Annotated in this window: 16 protein-coding genes; 7 read left to right on the plus strand and 9 right to left on the minus strand. The window is 72.8% G+C overall.

Going from position 1 to position 19620, the window contains the following annotated elements; genetic code table 11:
* Positions 1-2: 2 nt before the first annotated feature.
* Together J8N05_RS30760 and J8N05_RS30765 are read right to left on the minus strand one after the other, a co-directional pair.
* Positions 3-632, minus strand: a complete 630-nt coding sequence (locus tag J8N05_RS30760; protein ID WP_210888682.1) for a (2Fe-2S)-binding protein — start codon at positions 630-632, stop codon at positions 3-5.
* On the minus strand, positions 632-1522 hold the full coding sequence (locus J8N05_RS30765) for an FAD binding domain-containing protein (RefSeq protein WP_210888685.1): 891 nt from the start codon (positions 1520-1522) through the stop codon (positions 632-634). Before J8N05_RS30765 ends, J8N05_RS30760 begins: the two co-directional genes overlap by 1 nt.
* 355 nt (positions 1523-1877) lie before the next feature.
* On the opposite strand from J8N05_RS30765, the gene J8N05_RS30770 reads away from it, so the two are divergent.
* The gene (locus J8N05_RS30770; protein WP_210888686.1) at positions 1878-3620 is read left to right on the plus strand and encodes a PucR family transcriptional regulator; all 1743 of its coding nucleotides are present in this window, start codon (positions 1878-1880) and stop codon (positions 3618-3620) included.
* Positions 3621-3810: 190 nt separating this feature from the next.
* On the plus strand, positions 3811-4584 hold the full coding sequence (locus tag J8N05_RS30775; RefSeq protein WP_210888688.1) for a hypothetical protein: 774 nt from the start codon (positions 3811-3813) through the stop codon (positions 4582-4584).
* Positions 4585-4780: 196 nt separating this feature from the next.
* Here J8N05_RS30775 and J8N05_RS47620 read toward each other — a convergent pair whose 3' ends face one another.
* On the minus strand, positions 4781-5725 hold the full coding sequence (locus J8N05_RS47620; RefSeq protein WP_407699986.1) for a GntR family transcriptional regulator: 945 nt from the start codon (positions 5723-5725) through the stop codon (positions 4781-4783).
* A gap of 439 nt (positions 5726-6164) precedes the next feature.
* On the opposite strand from J8N05_RS47620, the gene J8N05_RS30785 reads away from it, so the two are divergent.
* Both J8N05_RS30785 and J8N05_RS30790 read left to right on the plus strand, forming a co-directional pair.
* A complete protein-coding gene (locus J8N05_RS30785) occupies positions 6165-7073 on the plus strand; it encodes a (2Fe-2S)-binding protein (RefSeq protein WP_210888692.1) in 909 nt (302 codons plus the stop codon).
* A gap of 321 nt (positions 7074-7394) precedes the next feature.
* Complete coding sequence (locus J8N05_RS30790; RefSeq protein ID WP_210888694.1) at positions 7395-8426, plus strand: DUF2637 domain-containing protein; 1032 nt, start codon at positions 7395-7397, stop codon at positions 8424-8426.
* Positions 8427-8478: 52 nt separating this feature from the next.
* On the opposite strand, the gene J8N05_RS30795 is transcribed toward J8N05_RS30790, so the two are convergent.
* From J8N05_RS30795 to J8N05_RS30805, 3 genes are all read right to left on the minus strand, one after another.
* Complete coding sequence (locus J8N05_RS30795) at positions 8479-8940, minus strand: ATP-binding protein (RefSeq protein WP_383945673.1); 462 nt, start codon at positions 8938-8940, stop codon at positions 8479-8481.
* Between the two features lie 651 nt (positions 8941-9591).
* The gene (locus J8N05_RS30800; protein WP_247706570.1) at positions 9592-10134 is read right to left on the minus strand and encodes a hypothetical protein; all 543 of its coding nucleotides are present in this window, start codon (positions 10132-10134) and stop codon (positions 9592-9594) included.
* Positions 10135-10241: 107 nt separating this feature from the next.
* Positions 10242-10886, minus strand: a complete 645-nt coding sequence (locus J8N05_RS30805) for a hypothetical protein (RefSeq protein ID WP_210888697.1) — start codon at positions 10884-10886, stop codon at positions 10242-10244.
* Between the two features lie 259 nt (positions 10887-11145).
* On the opposite strand from J8N05_RS30805, the gene J8N05_RS30810 reads away from it, so the two are divergent.
* A complete protein-coding gene (locus J8N05_RS30810) occupies positions 11146-12564 on the plus strand; it encodes a helix-turn-helix domain-containing protein (protein ID WP_210888698.1) in 1419 nt (472 codons plus the stop codon).
* Between the two features lie 30 nt (positions 12565-12594).
* Here the strand turns inward: J8N05_RS30810 and J8N05_RS30815 are convergent, their stop codons facing one another.
* The gene (locus J8N05_RS30815) at positions 12595-14337 is read right to left on the minus strand and encodes a pyruvate dehydrogenase (RefSeq protein WP_210888699.1); all 1743 of its coding nucleotides are present in this window, start codon (positions 14335-14337) and stop codon (positions 12595-12597) included.
* 103 nt (positions 14338-14440) lie between these two features.
* Complete coding sequence (locus tag J8N05_RS30820; RefSeq protein WP_210888700.1) at positions 14441-16273, minus strand: protein phosphatase 2C domain-containing protein; 1833 nt, start codon at positions 16271-16273, stop codon at positions 14441-14443.
* A 405-nt stretch (positions 16274-16678) separates the two neighbouring features.
* On the opposite strand from J8N05_RS30820, the gene J8N05_RS30825 reads away from it, so the two are divergent.
* Together J8N05_RS30825 and J8N05_RS30830 are read left to right on the plus strand one after the other, a co-directional pair.
* Positions 16679-17728 carry a helix-turn-helix transcriptional regulator gene (locus tag J8N05_RS30825; RefSeq protein WP_210888701.1) on the plus strand — a complete coding sequence of 350 codons (1050 nt, stop codon included), beginning with the start codon at positions 16679-16681 and terminating at the stop codon, positions 17726-17728.
* A 36-nt stretch (positions 17729-17764) separates the two neighbouring features.
* Positions 17765-18247, plus strand: coding sequence for a DUF456 domain-containing protein (locus tag J8N05_RS30830; protein ID WP_210888702.1), 483 nt, complete (start codon positions 17765-17767; stop codon positions 18245-18247).
* Between the two features lie 13 nt (positions 18248-18260).
* Here J8N05_RS30830 and J8N05_RS30835 read toward each other — a convergent pair whose 3' ends face one another.
* Positions 18261-19520, minus strand: a complete 1260-nt coding sequence (locus tag J8N05_RS30835) for an SGNH/GDSL hydrolase family protein (protein WP_210888704.1) — start codon at positions 19518-19520, stop codon at positions 18261-18263.
* Positions 19521-19620: the final 100 nt, after the last annotated feature.

Raw genomic sequence — 19620 nt, forward strand, 5'->3', positions numbered from 1 at the left:
CGTCAGACCGCCTCTCCCTGACGGGCGGCCGCCAGGCGGACCGCGTCCATGATCTTCTCGTAGCCGGTGCAGCGGCAGAGGTTGCCCGAGAGCGCCTCGCGGATGTCCGCGTCGGTCGGGGTCGGGTTGCGCTCCAGCATCTCGTCGGCCGCGACCAGCAGGCCGGGGGTGCAGAAGCCGCACTGGACGGCTCCGGCGTCGATGAACGCCTGCTGGATGGGGGCCAGTTCGGCGCCCTCGCCGGTCTGCGAGTCGGAGGGCCGCGCCTGCCAGCGCTTGGCCGCGTCCAGCGGCGTACCGCAGGCACCGGGGGTTCCGGAGCCTTCGTGGGCCCCGGAACCTTCGTGGGCCCCTGAGGCGCAGCCGCCGTGTTCCGCGCGCTGCTTGGCGAAGTCCGCGAGGCCCTCGACCGTGACGACGTCCCGGCCCTCGACCTGCCCGGCCGCGACCAGACACGAACACACCGGAACGTTGTCGAGGCGGACCGTGCAGGAGCCGCACTCGCCCTGCTCGCAGGCGTTCTTCGAGCCCGGCAGGCCCATCCGTTCCCGCAGTACGTACAGCAGGGACTCGCCCTCCCACACGTCGTCGGCTTCCTGCGGACGGCCGTTGACCGTGAAACTGACGCGCATTACGCGACTCCCTCCGTGCGGGCGGCGGTGCCGCGGTACGACTCCCAGGTCCAGGTCAGTGTGCGGCGGGCCATGATGCCCACCGCGTGGCGGCGGTAGCTCGCGGTGCCCCGGACGTCGTCGATGGGGTTGCAGGCGCCGGCGCACAGCTCGGCGAACTGCCTGGCCACCGACGGGGTGATGATCCTGCCGTTGTCCCAGAAGCCGCCCTCTTCGAGCGCCGCGTTCAGGAATTCCTCCGCCGCCTTGGCCCGTACGGGGGTGGGCGCGGCCGAACCGATGCCGGTGCGGACCGTGCGGGTGGCGGGGTGCAGGGCGAGGCCGAAGGCGCACACCGCGATCACCATGGCGTTGCGGGTGCCGACCTTGGAGTACTGCTGGGGGCCGTCCGCCTTCTTGATGTGGACGGCGCGGATCAGCTCGTCGGGGGCGAGCGCGTTGCGCTTCACCCCGGTGTAGAAGTCGTCGATCGGGATCAGCCGCGAGCCCCGTACGGACTCGGCCTCGACCTCGGCGCCCGCCGCGAGGAGGGCGGGGTGGGCGTCACCGGCCGGGGAGGCGGTGCCGAGGTTGCCGCCGACCCCGCCGCGGTTGCGGATCTGCGGGGAGGCCACGGTGTGGGAGGCCAGGGCCAGGCCGGGCAGCTCGCCGCGGAGGTTGTCCATGATCGCCGTGTACGGGACCGAGGCGCCCAGGCGGACCGACTCCTCGCCGACCTCCCAGTCGCCCAGCTCACCGATGCGGTTCAGGTCCAGCAGGTACTCGGGCCGGCGGTGGTCGAAGTTGATCTCGACCATCACGTCGGTGCCACCCGCAATCGGCACAGCTGTGGGGTGCGCTGCCTTCGCGGCGAGCGCCTCCTCCCAGCTGGCGGGGCGAAGGAAGTCCATGACCGGCTCTCTTCTTCGTCTCGTGGAGGGTGCTGATCAAGCCAGATCGTGTGCGGCGGCCCGGGCTCGTTCATGAGGTGTTCACGTGGATGGGAGCCAGTACACAGCGCGTTCCTCCAACGGGGTCAGTCACCGAAACCATGAAGGAGTTGGCTGGCCAGGGCGCGCATCTTGTAGATTCGTATGAACGGAGGTCATCAGTAACCTCTTGGCTTTCCCTGGGAAACGTCGGACGCAGCCCGCTGCGCGCCGGTCACCGGCCGGAACGAGTCCTCCTCTCTCCCCCTCATCGGTTCGACCCCCTCCATCGGTTCCCCATCCATCGTAATTTTCGAGACAGAACGGCGGCGACGAGATGCGGCTGCGCGCACTGCTGGACACGGACGCGCTGGGCCTGCGGCTGCTCGGCGGCCAGGACGAGCTGGACCGCACGGTGCGTGGCGTGATGACCACGGACCTGCGGGACCCCAGCCGCTATCTGTCGGGCGGCGAGCTGGTCCTCACCGGTCTTGCCTGGCGCCGCGGCCCGGCCGACTCCGAGCCCTTCGTACGGCTCCTCGCGGGCGCCGGGGTCACGGCACTGGCCGCGGGCGAGGCCGAGCTGGGCGCGGTCCCGGACGATCTGGTGACGGCCTGCGCGCAGCACCGGCTGCCGCTGTTCGCCGTGAACGAGTCGGTGGCCTTCGCGACGATCACCGAGCACGTCGTACGGCAGGTGTCGGGCGAGCGCGCCGGTGATCTGGCGGCCGTGGTGGACCGGCACCGCCGGATGATGACCTCCGGCCCGGCGGGCGGCGGCCCGGACGTGGTCCTGGACCTGCTCGGCTCCGACCTGGACCTGCGGGCCTGGGTGCTCTCCCCCGCCGGGCGCCTCATCGCGGGCTCGCGGCTCGCGGAGAGCGAGCTGCCCGCGGGGGTGTGCGCCGCGCTGGCCGGTGAGCACCTTGCGGCGGTCCGCTCGGGCCGGCGCGGCCCGCACCGGGTGGCGGTGGGCCCGGCCACGTACTCCCTGTTCCCGGTCCGCGGCGGCGGACGCGGTACGGCGGCGGCGCGCGACGTGCGCGAGACGGTGCTGTCGGAGTGGCTGCTCGCGGTCGAGGCGGACGCCGGGGACTGGCCGGAGGAGCGGCTGGACCTGCTGGAGGGCGTGACGCAGCTGATCGCCGTGGAACGGGACCGCCGGGACGCGGCGCGCACCGTGCGGCGCAGGCTCGCGCAGGAGGTGCTGGAGCTGGTGCAGACCGGCGCCGCGCCCGGTGAGATCGCGGCACGGCTGCGGGTCGCGGCGCCCGTGCTGCTGCCGGGGCTGGGCGCGGCCCCGCACTGGCAGGTCGTGGTCGCCCGCGTCGAGTGGGACGAGGCGGGGGGCGGGCCCGCGGGTTTCCCCGCCGAGTCCGCCGTCGGGGGAAGACGCACCGAGGCGCCCGCGGGAGGTCTGGCGGGCGGTCCGGTGGCGCAGGCGCTGCTGGAGGAGATCCTGGTCGACCCGCGGTCGTCGGGGCCCGAGCCCTCGGACCGGATCGCGGTCGCCCACACGGGTGACGAGGCCGTGGCGCTCGTCCCGCTGCCGGCCGTCTCCTCGGAGCACGACGGCTCGGAGACGGGCCTGCTCGCCGACGCGATCCTGGAGGCTGTACGGGAGCCGCTGTCGGCCGGGCTCGACGGCGACGGGCGGCTCACACTGGGTGTCAGCGCGGCCGTGCACTCGGCGGAGGGGCTGCGCGGCGCCCTGGAGGAGGCCCGGCACGCGCGCCGGGTGGCCGCGGCCAGGCCCGGGCGGGTGTGCGCGGCGGGCCACCAGGAGCTGGCGTCGCACGTCCTGCTGCTGCCCTTCGTGCCGGACGACGTGCGCCGCGCCTTCACGGCCCGGCTGCTGGACCCGCTGCGCGAGTACGACCGCCGGCACCGCGCCGAGCTGATCCCGACGCTGGAGGCGTTCCTCGACTGCGACGGGTCCTGGACGCGCTGTGCGGCCCGGCTGCATCTGCACGTCAACACGCTGCGCTATCGGGTCGGGCGTATCGAGCAGTTGACGGGCCGAGATCTTTCCCGCCTTGAGGACAAGCTGGACTTCTTCCTCGCGCTGCGGATGAGCTGAGGTCACGGCGTCGCGGACGGCACGGTCCCCGTCGCCAGGACGCGGCTGGGAGCCCGGAACGGTCACCAAGTCTCTTCTCCGCCCCACGACTTTGTGAAATCCTTCACCCACCCCCTTGGCCGGGCGCGCTGATTCGTGCTGAGATGCCGCCACCACTCAACAGCTCAATGGCGTGCTCGGGGAGGGCAACGTGGCGCATCCCGCCATGTCTGGTTACGGAACGACTGCAGGGGACGATCCACTCCAGACCGCGGTATGGCGGCTGCGCTCGCGCGCCTGCTGGGCCGACGCGGCCGCTCTCCTGGAACCACACACGGCATCGGCGGCCCTCCAGAGAGCCGCACTCCTCGTCGAACGCTGTCTCTACACCGAGCAGGGCTGGGCGGAGGCGGAGGACGCGCTGCGTACGGCGGAGGCGCTGGCCCAGAGCGACGACGAGCGGGGCGCGGCGGCGTGCGAGCGCGGGCAGCTCGCGTACGCGTCCACGCTGCTCGCGGTCCGCGACCGCGCCGACGAGGCGCGCGCCGCGCTCGGCCGGGCGGCGGCTCTGATCGCGCCGGGCGCCAAGGGGCGGGCGCTGCTGGACTTCCGGCGCGGGCTGCTCGCCGAGAACCTGGCGCACTCGCCGCAGTCCGCGCGCGCCGCCTACCGCCGGGCCCACGCGGGCGCCACCGCGCACGACGACCCGCTGCTGCTGTCCTTCACCTGGCGCCACCTCGCCGGACTCGCGCTGCGCGAGGGCGAGTTGGCGGAGGCCCGGCACGGCTTCGCCGAATCCCTGCGCATCCGCGAGGAGTTGGGCTATCTGGTCGGTACGGCTCCGGCGCTGGCGTCCCTGGCCGACGCGGAGACCGAACCGGAGGCATCCCGCCTCCGGGCGGAGGCGGGCCGCCTGTTCAAACTCCTGGGCGGCGTCCCGACCTGGCTGGCGGGCCAGCTCACACCCCCGGCGGCCACGGCATGACGCCCACGACGACCTCCCTCTAGAGGCACAGGGCGGCTGGGGACCACGCAGCCCCAACCGCCCTTCGCGGCGGGGCTTTCAGAAGCGTGGGGTGCCGTCCGGCCGTGTTCGTCTGCGGGTCCGGTGGGGGCTGGTCGCGCAGTTCCCCGCGCCCCTAAAAGCAGCCGGTCTGCGTGTCCCGCCCCCGGGGCACCGGTCACGCGCCAGGGAAATGGCCCCGTATCAAGGCCTGGGCCCCCGCAACGTCCCCGGCGGACAGCGCATCGAGAAGGGCGGTGTGCTGAACCGCATCGGCGAGAAGATCCCCCCGCACCCGCCGAGCGGCCACCCCGGCCATCGGCCACTGCGCACGCCGATGCAGATCATCCGCGAGCTGCACCAGCTGCCGGTTGCCCGACAGCGCGAGGACCGCCGCGTGAAAGACACGGTCGGACTCGGCATAGCCCGCGAGATCCCCGGTGGCCGCCACGGCCACGGTCGTGTCGGCGAGCGGCCGCAGCTCCGCCCAGCAGGGGGCCGCCACCGTACGGGTCAGCCGCAGCATCACCGGCATCTCGACGAGGGCCCGGATCTCGGCCAGCTCGGCCAGCTCCCGGGCCCCGCGCCGGATGACGCGGAAGCCGCGGTTGGGCACGACCTCGACCGCGCCCTCGTTCGCGAGCTGCTGCATGGCCTCGCGCACGGGCGTCGCCGACACACCGAAGCGTTCACCGAGCGCGGGGGCGGAGTAGACCTCACCGGGGGCGAGGTCACCGGCGACGAGGGCGGACCGCAACGCGTCGAGCACCTGCCCGCGGACGGACAACCGCTGGATCACGGGCCGAGGAGCCGCGACGGCGAAGACGGGCCCGGAGACGGGACCGACAGAGGCGGTACGGGCATCGGGCACCCGCCGCCCCGACGGCGTACCGCGTCCCCCGGCAGCACCTGGCCCGTCCAGGCCTTCCGGGGCTTCGACAGCACCGGGGGCAACAGGGGCACCAGGGGCCTCTGGCGCCCCTAACGACGCCGGGGCACGCCCGGGACCACCCGGTGCGTCCGGGCCCTCGGAAGCACCGGAAGGCGCAGTCGCCGCTTCGCAGGATTCCGGGGCGCGGCCGGGAGCGCCCGTGGCGGTCCGGCGGCTCTCCGCCCCGGGCACGGCGGTCGACGCGTCGCGCGTGACCCGCGGCTGGGGGAGCGGCGTCTCGCTGTGGGTGTGCTCACCGCGGACCGCGTGCGCGACGGGGGCGATGGGAGCGGCGGGAGCCGCCACGCCGGAGCCGCCCCGAGCGACCCCACGCTGCCGCACGCCGCCACCGCTGCCGCTGCTGCCGCCGCCACGGCTCTCCGCCCGTGCCTGCTGCGGAACCCGCGGAACAGCCCCCTTCGAACCCGCCTCCGCGGGACGCGTCTCCGTAGGGCGCGTGTCCGTCGGACGGTCGTCCTCCATGGGAGCCTCCTCCGGGCCGGCGCCGGCGTTGGGTGTGCGGGTGGGAATGTCGGGTGGGTCCGTCGTGACCCCGACAGAACAGGGTAAACCTCGACCCTATCGGGTAAGGTAAGCCTTACCTGTCGAAGATCGAGAAACGGGGTCCCGCATGTCCGCTCCCGCCCCGGCCGCGACGGCGCCCGTGACCACCGGCGGCGCGCACCCGGCCCACTCGGTCCTCACCGAGGCGTACACGCGGATGACCGAGGTGTTCCCGGCGCTGGGTGTGACGGAGCTCGCCCCGGGCGAACCGGCTCCGACGGGCGACGGGCGGGTCGGTGTCGCGAGGCTCGCGGAGGCGGGGCCCGAGTTCGAGTCCTTCCTCGCGTGGGACGACGAGCAGGTGCTGGCCGACCACGGCCGCCGGGCACGCCCGGACGTCGTCGCCAGCTTCGGTCTGCACCGGTACGCCTGGCCGGCCTGTCTGCTGATCACGGTTCCGTGGTTCGTACTGCGCCGCGTCCCCCGTTTCCCCGTACAGGACGTCACCTTCCAGCGCATGCCCGGCCGTATCGCGGTGCGCGTCGGCGCGTTCGCCTGTCTGCCGGACGACCCGGCGGCGGCACTGCCCGGCGCCCGTGTCGTCCCGGACGAAGAGGCCCTGCGCGCCGAGGTGCGGGCGTCCGTCGCCGAGCACCTGGAGCCGGTCCTGACCGGTTTCGGCCCGCGCATGCGGCGCCGGGGCCGCGCCCTGTGGGCCATGGCGACCGACGAGGTCGTCGAGAGCCTCCATTACGTCGCCGGTCTGCTCGGCGAGCAGGAGCGTGCGACGCGGGAGCTGGAGCAACTGTTCCCCCGCACCACCAAGCCGTACGTCGGCACGGCCGGCTTCCGCGAGGTGACCGGTTCGAACGGCGAGTGCCTGCCCACCCGGGACCGGGCCAGCTGCTGCTTCTACTACACCCTCGACGCCGAGGACACCTGCGCCAACTGCCCCCGGAACTCCGAGGCCGTACGCATCGCGAAGCTGACGGCGGAAGCGACCCAGGCTGCGGAAGCGGCCCCGGCGGCGGCCTGAGGCCCGCGCAAGATCACCTTCCGCGTCCAGTAAGATCAACTCGGCCTGACACCGGGTTCTTTGCCGTAAACACGGGCACCGAGGTCACGGCTGGTTCACAATATCCTCACTTGGCGCAGGAACTTTCCGTGGAACCACCCGTACGGGTAATCTAACTCGAACTCAACTCCCGCTCCTCAAGCGGCAGTTCGAGGAGAATGCCGCCCACGCGCATCCCCTTGCACTCTCTTGGCGGCCTCTTGCCCCGAAACCCCCTGAGGACCCGCGGGATTGGGCCACTATGACGGGCGTTACGCCCTATCCCAATGCAAGGGACCCCAGATGAGACTGACCGACATATCGCTGAACTGGCTGCTACCCGGCGCCGTGCTGCTCCTGGGCCTGCTGGCGGCGGTTGCGGTGCTCGCGCGTGGCAAGCGCGCCGGGGAGAAGACCCAGACCGAAGACTCCTGGGAGCGCTCGGAAGAACGCCGCAGACGCAAGGAGGCCATCTACGGCACCGCCTCCTACGTCCTGCTGTTCTGCTGCGCCGCGGTCGCCGCCGCCCTCTCCTTCCACGGCCTGGTCGGCTTCGGCGAGCAGAATCTGAACCTGTCCGGCGGCTGGCAGTACCTGGTGCCGTTCGGCCTGGACGGCGCGGCCATGTTCTGCTCCGTGCTCGCGGTGCGCGAGGCCAGCCACGGTGACGCGGCGCTCGGCTCCCGCATACTCGTGTGGACGTTCGCGGCCGCCGCCGCCTGGTTCAACTGGGTGCACGCCCCCCGGGGCCTCGACCACGCGGGTGCCCCGCACTTCTTCGCCGGCATGTCCCTGTCGGCCGCCGTCCTGTTCGACCGCGCGCTGAAGCAGACCCGTCGCGCCGCTCTGCGTGAGCAGGGCCTGGTGCCCCGGCCGCTGCCCCAGATCCGGATCGTACGGTGGCTGCGCGCCCCTCGTGAGACGTACGGCGCCTGGTCGCTGATGCTCCTTGAGAACGTGCGCAGCCTGGACGAGGCGGTCGAGGAAGTACGCGAGGACAAGCGGGAGAAGGAGCAGAACCGCCTTCGCCGGCGCGACCAGGAGAAGCTGGACCGTGCCCGGATCAAGGCGATCACCCGCGGCCACCGCGGCGCGCTCGGCCGGGGCGGCCGTCAGGCGGAACTCCAGTCGGCCCAAACGGCCACCCAGGTCACCTCGGAGCCTGCCATATCAACGCCGGAACTACCTTCCCGCGCCCGACCCTCGTTGCAGCCGGTCCGGCGAAGCGGGGACTCGGGGACGGTCGATCTCACCGCGGAGGACGACACAATGGCCCTCCCTCGACTCGATTCCCTTGAGCGCAAGCTGAAGGACCTGGAGCAGCAGTTCGGCTGAGCACGACCCGGGGCTTCTCAACGGCTCCGACTCTGGATGGGGGCGCGGCAGCTCATGCCGCGCCCCCATCCAGTTCGAACCACACCGCCTTCCCCACCCCGTGCATCCGTACGCCCCATGAGTCGGCGAGCGACTGCACCAGGATCAGGCCCCTGCCGTGCGTGCCCTCGTCCGGGTTCGGTATCCGCAGCCTCGGCCTGCGTGCCTCGAAGTCCCTTACCTCCACCCGCAGTCCGCGCGGGCCGATCGTCGCCGTGAACAGCGCCTCCTGATCGGTGTGGACGAGCGCGTTGGTCACGATCTCGCTGGTGAGCAGTTCCGCCGTCTCGGACCTGCCGGGCCTCCCCCAGTGGGCGAGCAGTTCCCGCAGCGCCCTGCGGACCTCGGGCACGGCCCGCAGGTCGCAGCGCCGGAGCCTGCGCCTGAGGTGCGACAGGCCTTCCTGAAGACCTTGCTGTTCGAACGCGATCTCCGCCGTGTTCGCCGTGTCCTCCACGGTCGTGGCCGAATTCACCGTCTCCGCCGAGAAGGCCCCGGATAAAACGGGACCGCCTCGTCGCGCATACCTCTCCATGACCCCCGCCGCTCTCGGTACCCCTCCTGCTCGAACACGTTCACGGAATGCATGCCCCGCCAGGAAACCAGGCAGTCATGTCGATTCTTCAATTACTCGCTGGACGTGGGTCGTTGACGAAAGTTCAACGCAGGCCGGCCGATGACGGATCACACCCGCGAAGCCTCCGGAAAGGCCCCGCGGACGACGAGAGGTGGTGGACGCGGCGAGCATGTCGGGCCCCGGCGGGCGCGAGCCGCACGACCGATCGCGTACGCCCCCTCCCGGACGACCGGCGAACGCACTGGTGACATGGGGGGACTCCGGCCGCACGGCGGACGGTCCACGGCGGGCGGGCCGCCGGACGTGGCGACGCCGCCCCGCCCGCGGCGGCCCGCGCCGGTCGCGGCCCGGGCGGGAGCGACGGGCCAAGTGCGGGAGGCGGCACCGTCCAGCCGCCGCACCGGGCAGCGATGTACCGGACGGGCGCACACCGCTTCGCGCCGATGTCCCCGGCCGGCGTTGACGGTCGTCGGCGCTCGGCCCATCTGCCGACAGCAACCTCCCGCACCGGCCGTACGCGAGTCGGCCGTACGCGGCCGTCGCTTTCGCCTACTTGCCGCCGATTCCCTCGTCCCCGATGTGGATGATCTCGTGGTCACGGTTCATGTCGACGACGAGCTCGGTCGTGGTCCTGTCCCCCCAGGTCATCGTCACGACCGCTTCGGAGTGGTCCGCCTTGCCATTGTCGGTGACCGTCCACTTCGCCGGCACGTTCTGGGCCCGCAGGACGCCGTCCGCGTGGTTCGCGTCCTCCCAGGCCTCGATCTCCTTGAGATAGTCGGCGTCCACGTAGTACTTCCGCAGCTCGGTGACCAGGTTCCCGCCCTCGCCCGGGCCGCTCTGCGCGTCGATGTACGCGCCGTAGAAGTCGGCGATCCGGCTCACCGAGCTCGACGGCTGCCCGCTGATCGAGCGGAACGCGGCGGTCCCCGCCGTCGGCCCGGCCGAGGTCGCCTCGGCCGACGCCGTGATCGCGAGCGGCAGGGCGGTCGCGGCGACGAGGCCGGCGATCAGCGCGGCACGGCGTCCCCGCCTGTGTGTGGTGGCCCCGGTGGCGCTGCCGCTGTTGCTGCCGGCGTTGTTGCTGTTCATCGGTCTGTGTTCCCCGTTTTCGTGGTCACGGTGCTCATCGGTCATGTTCGATTGGGGCCGCCCTCTCGACCCCCGTCGCGTGAGGGCGGCCCCGGCTCGGGTGGCGGTCAGTAGAGCTTGTCGACCGCGGTGGTCGTCGTCTTCCTGAAGGCCTTCACGGGCGCGTCGGAGAAGTCGCCCATCTGCCCCCACTTGACGACGGTGACGGCCCGGCCGTCCCGGCCGACCGAGTAGAGGTTGATGTCGGTGGCGCCCCAGGAGGTGTTCGTGTGCATCCCGTAGACGTGGGCGCCCTCTTCGACCGGCAGCGTGCCGTAGTCCTTCAGGGTGGCCTCGACCTCGGGATCGGCCTGCTCCGCCTTGGCCGCGCAGGCCTTGATCTCCTTGTTCAGCCGCTTGGCGAGGGCAGCCGCCTTCGTGTTGCTGCCGACGACGATGGTCAGCTGCTGGGCGTTGGTCTCCAGGTCGGTACGGAAGTCCCGGTACGAGGAGTCGTAGCCCGGCAGCGCGTCCTCAAGGCAGAACAGCAGCTCGTCGGGAACACCGGGCGTGACCTTGCCCGCCGTCCAGGCGGACGAGGGGTGCGGCGGCAGCTGGGCGGCCGACAGGAACTTGGGCGTACCGCTCGACGTCACCTGGACGGGTGCCGAGGTGTTCACGACGGCACCGGCCGGGCCGGCGAGTGCCGTACCGACGGCGAGGGCCGCGGCGGCGAGTGCGGTGATCGCCACGCCTCGGGTGCGCTTGCTCATTGGATGTCCCCCTGGGTCTGAATGCCTGCACGATCCGTGTGCAGGGCCGATCCGTGTGCATGGCGAATCGCCTGCACAAGTGATGGGTGGTGTCGCGAAGGCCCGTCGTGGGCTGCCGTCGGCTGGTCGGTCCGGCGGCGGTCGGTGCGACACCAGAAGCATCAGCCGTCACTCGGGGCGTGCGCAACAGGCGACGCCGTTTCCGCCACGGTGGAACCATCCCATCCCTTCTGACGTGCAGGTATATGGAGTGCCTGGGATGCTCGTCCCGGGCCGGGACAGGCCCCTCGGCCGGGGCGACGACCAGTACGGGGGAACGGTGTCGACTCGGGACGAGGACGTCGAGGAGTTCGCGGCACTGCTGAGACGTCTGAAGGCGCGGACGGACCGCAGTTACGGCGCCCTGGCTCGCCGGGTGAACATGAACACCTCGACGCTGCACCGCTACTGCGCCGGTGACGCGGTGCCGCTCGACTTCGCCCCTGTGGAGCGGTTCGCCGCACTGTGCGGGGCGACGCCGGAGGAACGGCTCGAACTGCACCGCCGGTGGATCCTGGCGGTCGCGGCCCGGCAGCGGCCACGTACCCCCGGCACGTCGGAGGACCCGACCCCGACCCCGACCCCGACCCCGACCCCGACGGAGAACGACGGACCGCAGTCGGACGAGGCGGACGACGCCGTCCCCGCCACCGCCACCGGCGCCAGCGCCGGAGCCGGAGTCGCCGCCACCCCGCACCCCCGCCCCGCCTGGTACCGACGGCGGATCACCGTCACCGTCGCGGCGGCGTCCGCGCTGCTTCTCACGCTGGGCAGCCTGTCGGCCCTCTCCGGCGACCGGTCGGCCGACGACGCCTCCGGAACCGTCCGCCCGTCCCCCACGCCGACCGTCTCGGACACCCGCCACCGCCCGTCGACGAGCCCGTCCCCGAGCGGGAGCAGCGCCTCGCCCTCGGCCGGCGCCACGGGCAAGGCGTCCAGGTCCCCCGGTGGCGGAGCGCCTTCGAGTACGAAGGGCACGAAGGGCAAGCAGCAGCCCAACGGCGGCGGAACCGTCTCCTCGCCCCTCACCTGGACCGCGAACTCACAGGCCTGGAAGCTCGGCTGCGGCCACGACTACGTCATCCGCAAGGACCCCGGGCAGGTCCCGCCACCGCCGGCCCCGCAGGACGCCGGGACCTGGGCGGCCACCCAGGGCGCGGTGCACGGCCGGGAGACCGACGTGGAGATCTCGGTGCAGGGCCGGTCCTCCACCGCCGTCGTCCTGACGGATCTGCGGGTCCGGGTGGTCGGCCGTACCGCCCCCGATCCCGGCACCGTGTACGCCATGGACCAGGGCTGCGGCGGCTCGATCACCCCGCGCTCCTTCGCCGTCGACCTGGACAAGGACCGCCCGATCGCCCGCGCGGTGCCCGGCAACGACACCGGCACGCCGATCCCGGCCGTGCGCATGCCCTACCGGGTGTCGGCCTCGGACCCGGAGGTCCTGCTGGTCACCGCGCAGACGGAGACCTGCGGCTGCGACTGGTACCTGGAGCTGGACTGGTCCTCCGAGGGACGCACCGGCACGGTCCGCATCGACGACCACGGCCGTCCGTTCCGTACGAGCGCCATCAAGGGTCTGCCGCGCTACTGGTACGGAACGGAAGGGTCGGAGCGCAAGTGGGTCCCCGCCGACTGACGGCCCCGGCCGGGACCGGTCACAGGCCCCTTACGGCCGGGGCACGTTACGGAGGTTCGAGCGGGCCATCTGCGCCATGCGGCCCACTCCCCCGTCAAGGACGATCTTGGACGCCGACAGGGCGAAGCCGGTGACCATCTCCTTGCTGATCTTCGGCGGGATGGACAGGGCGTTCGGGTCGGTGACGACGTCGATGAGGGCGGGGCCCTTGTGCCTGAAGGCGTCCTTCAGGGCGCCCGCCAGTTCCTTGGGCTTCTCGACGCGTACGCCGTAGGCACCGCAGGCCCGGGCGACGGCGGCGAAGTCGGGGTTCTTGTTGCTCGTCCCGTACGCCGGAAGACCGCCGACCATCATCTCCAGCTCGACCATGCCCAGCGAGGAGTTGTTGAAGAGGACGACCTTCACCGGCAGGTCGTACTGGACGAGGGTGAGGAAGTCGCCCATCAGCATGGAGAATCCGCCGTCGCCCGACATCGAGACGACCTGGCGGCCACGGTCGGTGAACTGGGCGCCGATGGCCTGCGGCAGGGCGTTCGCCATGGAGCCGTGCGAGAAGGAACCGATGATGCGGCGGCGGCCGTTGGGGGTGACGTAGCGGGCCGCCCACACGTTGCACATACCGGTGTCGACGGTGAACACGGCGTCGTCGTCGGCGAGTTCGTCGAGGACCGAGGCCACGTACTCCGGGTGGATCGGGACGTGCTTGTCGACCTTGCGCGTGTAGGCCTTGACCACTCCGTCGAGCGCCGCCGAGTGTTTCTTGAGCATCTTGTCGAGGAAGCGGCGGTTGGTCTTGGGGCTCACCCTCGGGGTGAGACAGCGCAGGGTCTCCTTCACATCGCCCCACACCGCGAGATCCAGCTTCGAACGACGACCGAGCCGTTCGGGCCGTACGTCGACCTGGGCGATCTTGACGTCGTCGGGCAGGAAGGCGTTGTACGGGAAGTCGGTGCCCAGCAGGATCAGCAGGTCGCACTCGTGGGTGGCCTCGTAGGCGGCGCCGTACCCTAGGAGCCCGCTCATGCCGACGTCGTACGGGTTGTCGTACTGGATCCACTCCTTGCCGCGCAGGGCGTGCCCGACCGGGGACTTGATCTTCTCGGCGAACTCCATGACCTCGGCGTGCGCGCCCGCCGTGCCGCTGCCGCAGAAGAGCGTGACCCTGTCGGCCTCGTCGATCATCGCGGCGAGCTTGTCGATCTCGGTGTCGCCCGGGCGCACGGTGGGCCGGGAGGTGACGAGGGCGGTCTCGGCGGCCTTGTCCGGTGCGGGCTGGTCGGCGATGTCGCCCGGCAGTGTCACCACGCTCACACCGCCCTGGCCGACCGCGTGCTGGATGGCGGTCTGCAGCAGACGGGGCATCTGCTGCGGATTGGAGATCATCTCGCTGTAGTGACTGCACTCGCGGAACAGCTGGTCGGGGTGGGTCTCCTGGAAGAAGCCGAGGCCGATCTCGCTGGAGGGGATGTGCGAGGCAAGGGCGAGCACGGGGGCCATGGAGCGGTGGGCGTCGTACAGGCCGTTGATGAGGTGCAGGTTTCCCGGGCCGCAGGAGCCCGCGCAGGCGGCGAGACCGCCGGTGATCTGGGCCTCGGCGCCCGCCGCGAACGCCGCCGTCTCCTCGTGCCGGACGTGGATCCAGTCGATGGCGGAGTTGCGCCGGATCGCGTCGACGACCGGGTTGAGGCTGTCGCCGACGACTCCGTACAGGCGTTTGACGCCGGCCCGGACCAGGATGTCGATGAACTGCTCGGCGACGTTCTGCTTGGCCATGAGTCACACGCCCTTTGCTGTCGATCGCTGACGACCGCCGACGACCGTCGTCGTTCGCTGTCACGGGATCCCCTCAGGTCCCATCTGTTCACAGCGGGCGCGGTTACGCCTCCCAAACGGCGGCGGCCGTCCGATCGTCCGCGTACCCCTTGACCCGGACCGTGCTGTCCGCGAGGAACGCGGCGACGCCGGGCGGCTCGCTGCCCGCCCAGCGGGAGGTGAGGTGTTCGACCAGGCCCGGCTCGCCGCGCAGGGGTTCGGCGAGGCCGCCGCTGCACAGCAGGAGCGTGTCGCCCGGGCGGGCGACGGAGGCACGGAAGCGGAAGGGGTCGCGGGGCGGCGGTTCCGGCGCCGGTTCGTACGGGCTCGGGGGTGTCGTGATGCCCAGGTCCATGGTGAGACGGTCGCCGTCGGGCGTCTCGTGGGGCGCGTTGCGGGGCGCGTCGTGCGGTGTCTCGTGGGGCGCCCCGTGGGGCAGCGATCCGAAGCCGACGACGGCCTCGCCCGTGGCGTCCGCGACGCGCGGTTCGATGTCCTGCCACTCGCCGTCCCGCAGGCGGAACAGGCCGCCCGCCCCGACGCCGAAGAAGACGCGTGTACGGCACTCGGGGTCGGCGGGCAGGAGCAGGCAGCGCAGGCTCGCGGTGTACTCCTCGGGCTCGACGCCCCGCTCGACCGCGGTGGCCCGCAGTCTGCCGAGGCTGCGGTCGGTGAGGCGGTGCAGGCCCGACTTCAGGTCGCCGCGCCTCGCTGCCCTGATGTCCTCGGCCAGCCGGGCGTGGCTGCGGCCCACGGCCCTGCCGATCCACTCGCAGGCCTCGGCGGCGGCGCGGTGGGCGTCCGGGGTGGCGCGGGCGCCGGTCGCCATGGCGACCAGGACGAGTGCGTCGTCGCCGGTGCCGAAGCGGGCGGTGAGCAGGGAGTCCCTGCGCGGCTCGCCCCGGAACCGGGCGGAGTCCCCGCGCACGGACACGGCACGCAGGGTGTACGTGCCGTACGACGCGCCGTCCAGGACGGTGTCGGCCACGAGGTCGTCGAGGTCGTCCGGGTCGGCGGGCGGGAGCGCGGTGGGTTCGGCGTCGTAGGTGGGCGGGCCGGAGCCGACGTGGTCGAGGGGGGTGGGGGTTTCGGGCACGCGGAGGCTGGGCCGGTCGCGTTGGTCGCCCTGGTCGCCCAGGTCGCTCTGGTCGGACGGCTTGTCGGTGGGGATGTCGAGGAGGGTGTCGGGGCGGGTGGGTGGGGTGCCGACGGTGGGTGGGGGGCTGATGGCCGGTGGGCCGCCGGGGGGTTGGGGCCATGGGGCGGGACCCTTGCCGGGGTCCGCCGCGTGCGCCTCCGCGGCGGGCGGGGGGACTTCCGTGGACATGGCCTGGCCCTGGTCCTGGCCCTGTTGGAAGGTGGTCGGGCCCGGCGGGGCTGCCGGAGGGGCCTCCCAGGGGGCGCGCTGGCGGCGCAGTCCGCTGCGCCACAGGGGGTCGGACTGGGGGTCTCCGGCCTCGGCGGGGGTGCGTGGGTCCGCGGCGGGGCGGCTTTCCGCCGTGGGGGTGTTGGGGGGCCACCAGGGTGGGGGCGTACCGCCCGGTTGTGTGTCGGGTGCGGGTCGTGGGGGCTGGTCGCGCAGTTCCCCGCGCCCCTTAGGGGGCTCGGGTGCGTGGCCGCTGTTCGGGCCCGCGGGGCCTTCAGTGGGCGTACCGGCAGGTTGTGTGTCGGGTGCCGGTCGTGGGGGTTGGCCGCGCCGTTCCCCGCGCCCCTCACAGGGCGGTGGGACTGCGGGGTCCTGGGTGGGCTGTGTGCCCAGTGTGTCTGTCGCCGAGGCGAAGCGGTCGTCCAGGGAGTCCGGGGCGGGTGCCGGGCCGGTGTCCCCCGTCGAGTCGTCGTACAGCTGTCCCCACCAGTCGTCCTGCTGACCGGTCGGCCTCTCCCCCTGCTGGCTCATGCCCGTAATTGTCCACCGCTGAGGCCGGATGAAAACGGGGCATCGGGAAAAACCAGCGATACGGGACCGCCGGGCAGTCCCACCCCCCACGGGAGAACCACCCGGCGGCGCCTGTATGACCGGATCCCTCACGGAACCGGCCGTTCCGGCCCCGAGTGTGACCTGCTCACCTGAGACCGAGCTGTGTGCACCGGACGGGTTCCACCCGTTGTCCGGTTCATCCGTCGGAGTCCCGTCGTCCCGGGCATTGGCCGGTCCTCGCCGGTGCACGCCGGGGCCGGTGCCCCGTACCGTCCAGGCGCCACCTTGGCAGAGAGACGGACGGTACGGGGATGATGTGCGGAGGCGGTTTTACGCCGTGGCCGTTTTCCGCCACGGCCGGTGTTCGGGGAGGGGCGGCGCCGCATGCTCGGAGCGACAGGTCTGGCAGCACTGGGGCTGGACGACACACACGAGTCGGCGTACCGGGCCCTGGTGTCCGTGGGCGCCGCCGACGTGCCCGATCTCGCGCGGCGGCTCACGCTCGGCGAGTACGACACCGAACGCGCGCTGCGCAGGCTGGAGCGGCACGGGCTGGCCGCCCAGTCGTCGGCGCGCTCCGGCCGCTGGGTCGCCGCGCCGCCCGGCGTCGCGCTCGGCGCGCTGCTCACCCAGCGGCGCCACGAGCTGGACCAGGCCGAGCTGACGGCGGCGCTGCTCGCCGAGGAGTACCGCGCGCAGGCCACCGAACCCGCCGCCGTCGACCTGGTGGAGGTGGTGACCGGCGCCGCCGCGGTCGCCCAGCGCTTCCTGCAGCTCCAGCTCGGCGCGACCGACGAGGTGTGCGCCCTGGTCACCGGCAACCCCGTCGTCGTCTCCGGGACGGACAACGACGCGGAGGAGCAGGCCGCCGACCGGGGCGTCCGCTACCGCGTGGTCGTCGAACGGTCGGTCCTGCACCTGCCGGGCGGCATCGCCGAACTGTCCGCGGCCCTCGGCCGTGACGAGCGCGTACGGGTCGTGGACGAGGTGCCGACCAAACTGGTGATCGTCGACCGGGCCCTCGCCATGGTGCCGCTGACCTCGCAGGCCCTGGAGCCCGCCGCGCTCGTCGTCCACGCCAGCGGGCTGCTCGAATCGCTGTCGGGTCTGTTCGAGTCGGTGTGGCGGGACGCACTGCCCCTGCGCCTCGGCATCCCCGGCACGCCCGGCGCGCCCGCCACCGTCGTCGAGGAGGAGCGGGACGGGCCGGACGGCACCGACCTGGAGATCCTCTCCCTGCTCCTCGCCGGGCTGACCGACGCGAGCGTCGCCAAACAGCTCGACCTGGGGCTGCGGACCGTACAGCGCCGGGTGAAGCGGCTGATGGAGCTGACAGGGGTGACGACCCGCCTCCAGCTCGGCTGGCACACGTACGAGAAGGGCTGGGTGGCCCGGGGCGAGGAGGGCAGGACCGCGGCATCAGCACCGGACTGACCTGCGCGTTCCCCCGTCCTGGGGCACCCTGGGCAGATGGGAGCGTGGGAACTCCTGCTGGTCGGTGTGGTGCTGCTGCTCGGCCTGAGCGGGGTGCTGGTGCCCGGCGCGCCGGGGTCGTGGCTCGTGTGGGCCGCTGTCCTGTGGTGGGCGTTCGAGGAACCGCGGGCGCTCTCCTGGGGTGTGCTCGTGGGCGCCACCGCCGCTCTCCTGATCGTCCAGGTGATCCGCTGGTGGCTGCCGCCGCGTACGCTGCGGGCGAGCGGCGCCACCCCCCGAATGGCGGTGTACGCGGGCGTCGGCGCGCTCCTCGGTTTCTTCCTGGTGCCGGTGCTCGGCGCGATACCGGGCTGCCTCGGCGGCGTCTACCTCGCCGAACGGCTGCGGCTCGGGAGCCACGGGGACGCGATGACGTCCGTACGCGGGGTGATGCGCCGGGGCGGGACGAGCGTGCTGGTGGAGCTGTTCGCCTGTCTGCTGATCGCGGGGGCATGGCTGGGAGCCGTCGTCTGGGGCTGACCGGGTCACCGGGTCACCGGGAGAGGTCGGTGAGGTCGACGCTGTCGGCCAGTGCGCGCATGCCCGCGTCGTTGAAGTGGAGATGGTCCCCGGGGTCGTAGGCGGCCCGCATCCGGTCCGGCCGGGACGGGTCGCGGACCACGGCGTCGAAGTCGGCGACCGCGTCGAACAGCCCGCCGGCGCGGATGAGCTGGTTGACCGACCGGCGTACGCGCTCGCGGGCCGCCGTGTGGCTGCCGTGGCCGCCGAACGGGGTGATGGTGGCGCCGACGACCCGGATCCCGCGGGCGTGGGCGCGCCGGACGATCTCGCGGTACGCGGCGCCGAGGGCGGCCGGGTCGGTCTGGTTAGGCGCGCTCTTGATGTCGTTGACGCCCTCCATCACGATCAGCGTGCGCACCCCGGTGCGGGAGAGCACATCGGCGTCGAGGCGGGCCAGCGCGCTGGGCCCGCGCCCTTCGAGCAGCAGCCGGTTGCCGGCGACGCCCGCGTTCAGCACACCCTGCCGCCGGTCGGCCGGCAGGGCGCGGAGCCGTTCGGCGAGCCGGTCGGGCCAGCGGCGGTTGGCGCTCGGTGTCGAGCCGGAGCCGTCGGTGAGGGAGTCGCCGAGCGCGACCACGCTCCCGGGGGCCTGCGGACGCAGTACGTCGACGCCGGTCACGTAGTACCAGGAGGTGGTCGTGGCCTTGTAGGCCGCGCCGCTCGTCTCCGTCGCGCGATTGCCGTCAAGGGCGAGGAAGTTGGTCTGGAGCGCGTCGCGGTGGTAGGTCGCGGGGCCCGAGTCGCCGGGGGTGTGGAGGGTGACGAGGAGGTTCGTGGCGGCGGGGACGTTCAGGGTGAGGGGATCGCTGACGACGTCCCGGCCGGCCGGCACGGTGATCTTCTTCCGGCCGCCGAAGGTGAGGGTGCGCATGGTGCCGGAGAGGGCCTGCGGGCTTTTGGGCGCGTTCGCCCGCTGTCGGGCGAGAGTGGCGGCGCCGAGCACCAGCGGCAGGGTGCCGAGCCGGTTGGAGACGCGTACGCGCACGGCCGTACCGCCGACGCTCGTACGGACGACGTTGCGGATCGAGGCGCCGGGGAGCGGGGCCGCGGTGCCGGAGGCAGCGGCCTCCCAGGTGCCGGTCCAGTGCGCGGCGGCGGCCCGCGCGCCGGTGCGGTCGGGGGTGGCCGGGGGCCCGCCGTGGGCCGCGGCCGTGCCCAGCAGCGTGAGCGCCAGCGCGCCGGCGACGGCGGTCAGGGCCCGGCAGGCGTCTCTTCGTCCGACCTCGACCATGCGTTCCTGCCTTCCACCGACGGAGCCCGAATGGGGCCCGCGGGGTACAGGTGCCGGGGGCCCGGGGACAGGATCCGGTGCGGAGGGCGGGAAAACCGTG

Origin of the sequence: Streptomyces liliiviolaceus (assembly GCF_018070025.1) — a bacterium.
Lineage (GTDB): Bacteria > Actinomycetota > Actinomycetes > Streptomycetales > Streptomycetaceae > Streptomyces > Streptomyces liliiviolaceus.